At 35.3% G+C, this 3,593-nt stretch carries 3 protein-coding genes; all 3 read left to right on the forward strand.

The genetic code is table 11. The annotated features are described in order from the left end of the window. Nucleotides 1–531: 531 nt before the first annotated feature. The 3 genes from AB1414_17560 to AB1414_17570 all read left to right on the forward strand — a co-directional run bounded on the left by AB1414_17560 (nucleotide 532) and on the right by AB1414_17570 (nucleotide 3,413). The gene (locus tag AB1414_17560) at nucleotides 532–750 is read left to right on the forward strand and encodes a NifU family protein (GenBank protein MEW6609223.1); all 219 of its coding nucleotides are present in this window, start codon (nucleotides 532–534) and stop codon (nucleotides 748–750) included. Nucleotides 751–1,060: 310 nt separating this feature from the next. After that, complete coding sequence (locus tag AB1414_17565) at nucleotides 1,061–2,977, forward strand: hypothetical protein (GenBank protein ID MEW6609224.1); 1,917 nt, start codon at nucleotides 1,061–1,063, stop codon at nucleotides 2,975–2,977. A gap of 55 nt (nucleotides 2,978–3,032) precedes the next feature. After that, the gene (locus AB1414_17570; protein ID MEW6609225.1) at nucleotides 3,033–3,413 is read left to right on the forward strand and encodes a hypothetical protein; all 381 of its coding nucleotides are present in this window, start codon (nucleotides 3,033–3,035) and stop codon (nucleotides 3,411–3,413) included. Nucleotides 3,414–3,593: the final 180 nt, after the last annotated feature.

Below are 3,593 nucleotides of genomic sequence, written 5' to 3' on the forward strand. Positions count from 1 at the left end.
TGATTGTGGAAAACAACAAATTTCCATAAATTTCTATTAGTTTCTATTAATTTCAATTTTTTTAATAATATCTCCCTATCTCCTTAATCTCCACATCTCCTTTTGTTACACTACCTGAACGCTTACCGCAGAGACACAGAGACGCAGAGAAAAAATTAAAATCTATTCACCAGACGCAGAATTCCATCACGAATTTTCATCAGTGCAAGCTTTTGAGGACCAACATATCATGATTGATTAACAAATTTGGTTTTGATGTCCTATGTATTACAAAGATTACCTCAATATCTTTTCTGTTATCTGATTTATTTCTATGTCTTCTCTGTTCCTCTGCGTCTCTGCGGTAAATTACCACCTGAACGGTTACATGATTTCTAACCAGACAGGTCGAAATTTCCTTTGACAGATTAACCAAAATCTGGTATTATATATAAACGCTCATAAATAGAGCTTCACGAAATTAAAGACAAGTAATTGGTGACTAATTACCATTCACCATTTACCATTTACCAAAATCAAGGAGGTGAAAAAATGACAGAAAAAGTAAAAAATGTATTAGAAGGTATCCGTGGTTCTCTTCAAAATGATGGTGGAGATGTAGAATTAGTTGGGATAGAAAACGGTGTTGTCAAGGTGAAATTAACCGGGGCTTGTGGCTGTTGTCCTATGGCTCAAATGACCCTGAAACAGGGAATTGAACAAATCTTAAAAAAAGAAGTTCCTGAGGTCAAATCAGTAGAAGCGGTATAACGACAGACTGAGCGAAAAATAGTGCCTTTTTTAATTTCAAGTTGTATCTCTACCTCCGAATTCAATTTTGAAAAGGCACTAATGTGGTGTTAAGTAAGTTTTGCACGGGGTATCATCAGGTTTCGTAACCTGCAAACGGATAATTGGTAACTGGTAATTGGTAACTGGTAATTGGTAATTGGTTAAATAGTTTCGTCCTGAGCTCAGCCAAACGGTATTTAATTACCAGTTACCAATCACCAGTTACCAGAATCAAATTCCGTGCGTTATTTATTCACCACGACACTATGAAGGTTATCGGAGCAGGAGTATGAATGAAGATGATATGAAAAGACTACTTTTATCTTTTAGTTTATTGATAATACCAGATATAAATTTGTGTGCCCAGGGAACGGTAACCCTTGAGCATGCAGACCATGCCGAGTATCTAAAGATAGGCAGTGAAGAGATAGTTACGCTGTGGGGTGGCGTAAAGTTAAATTCTGATGAAATGGGGTTAGAGGCAGATTGGATGCAATTGAATCTGACCAAAGATGAACTTTTAGCCAGAGGTAAAGTAGTTTTGAGAGGCGAGAAAGGAGAAAAAATTGAGAGTAACGAAGCAAACTATAATTTGAAGACAAAACAAGGTAAAATGAAAGAACCATATATTTTTATAAAACCTTATTATTGTAGAGGTTCTGACGCCTTGTTTGAAACCGGAACTATCACTTTAAGGGATGCCTCTCTAACTACCTGTGATTTACCTCGACCTCATTATTGCCTGAAGGCTGGTAAAATTATCGTTCGCCCAAAGGAAAAAATAATAGCAAAAAGGATTGTTTTTAAAGTAGGAAAGGTACCATTATTTTATCTCCCTTTTTACTCTATGTCTTTGAAAGAAAGAAAGGGCAAAATAATTATGAAGGCAGGGAAAAGTGAAGAAAAAGGGAATTCCGTAGGAATGACTTACGATTATGCCTTTACTTCAAAATCTGTTGGGTCATTACACTTAAATTTCCTTGAAGACCAGGGGTTTGGGAATGGAATAGAACATAAATATTGGAAAGATAGCATTTCGCAAGGGAAAACTTATCTCTATTATATTCACGAGCGGAAAAAGCGCGATGATGTTAAAGATACAAAACGATGGGAGATAGATGCAAAACACCTTCAAAGATTTAAAGATATAACCGGAATTCTTTATCTACAATCTCTAAGCGATAAAAATGTCACCCGCGACTATCCTATCGAAGGAAGATGTAGTGCGGGAACATGGGAATTAAAAAACTACCTCACCGTGACTAAAACCTATCCAGATTATACCATTAGATTAGTCGGTGAGGAAATAGAGTGCTGGGAAAGGGAATTTAATGATTTTAAAAAAGAGACGACTCTTTTGCCTGAATTGACTCTGCAGACCAAATCAATCAAAAGAAATAATTGGTATTCGAATTTAAATGTTGAAGTAGCAAATCAATCTGGTTCAATGACCAACACACACTATCTTAAAGGAATTGTTGGTGTTAATTTTTTAAAAAAGGCAAATTTCTTATCAGACAGGGTAGTTTTCTCCCCTAAATTTGGACTTACAGGAATAGTTAAAGAAGAGGAAAAAGCAACCGGAGAGTTAAATCTGGGTTTAAATTTAAGAAATAAAATTGGAGGATACTCAGAACTGAATCTAAATCATAATTTAACAAAAAAGTTTAAGACAGACGAATATCATGGAGTAAAAACAAATGCACTAACCGGGACATTATACCTGTGGATGAATAGAAAGATACGGGGAGAAATTGGAGCAGGATTTGACCTTCGCAAACACAAAGATGAACCTTTAAAAATCAATAAAATACGCTTATTTCCATTAATTGCTGATGTCCACTTTGCCTTAAAAAATAATCTTGCAGGTTCCTTAAAAACTACCTATAGTTTCAAATCATCTCAAATAGAGGAAGTTGAGAGTTACTTTGATTTAGCGAGGGATAAGTGGCAATATGGAGGAAGTGTATTTTTCTACAGGGAGCATTCTGTAGAAAATAAGGATATTTTAGATGTGTCTAATTATGTTAGTTTTAACATCTCACCAAAAACTCATATTCGACTCCAGATGTATTATGACCTCAAAGACCGTAGAATAAAAGAAAGTGGATTGATTATTGAAAAAGACGGACATTGTTGGAATGCTAAATTTTCTGTCCGACATAGTAAAGATACAGAATTTTGGCTTAATTTTAATTTAAAATAAAAATTAGTTGACCAAAAACAAATATTGTGATAAAATATAATAAAGGGGTATTAAAATGGGCATAGTCTATACCACAATTAAACTCAGGAATCCTTTAAAAGATAAGCCTGCGGTAGAGATTGATGCTAAGGTTGATACAGGAGCAACACTACTTGTTCTTCCTGAAAAAATAGTCAAGGAGTTTGATTTCTCGATTATAAGAAAAGATACTGTAAAATATGCTAATGAAGAAATCGCACAAAGGGATATAGTGGGGGTGGTGGAGGTAGAAATATGTGATAGAAAGGGATGGTTTGAGGCAATTGTGGAGCCAAAGAAAGAATATCCACTTATCGGCGCAGTGGTTATGGAATCCCTTGATTTAATAGTCGAGCCGCGGAGCTTTGGAATTTATCCCAATCCACGCTCAAAACTACCTATGGCAGAAATAGAGTAACCGAAATCCGTAATCGTTCACCACACAGACATAGAAATACGGAGAATGATTTTAGGTAACCGTTCACCGCAGAGATGATATGATAAAGTGTCAAGTTTGACCTGCGAAAGATTTTATGGTATACTATACAAAAAGTATTAACTAACTAAAATAAGGAGGACAAACTTATGACACAAACAA

The sequence above is a fragment of the bacterium genome, assembly GCA_040755795.1.
Classification (GTDB): Bacteria; UBA9089; CG2-30-40-21; order CG2-30-40-21; family SBAY01; genus JBFLXS01.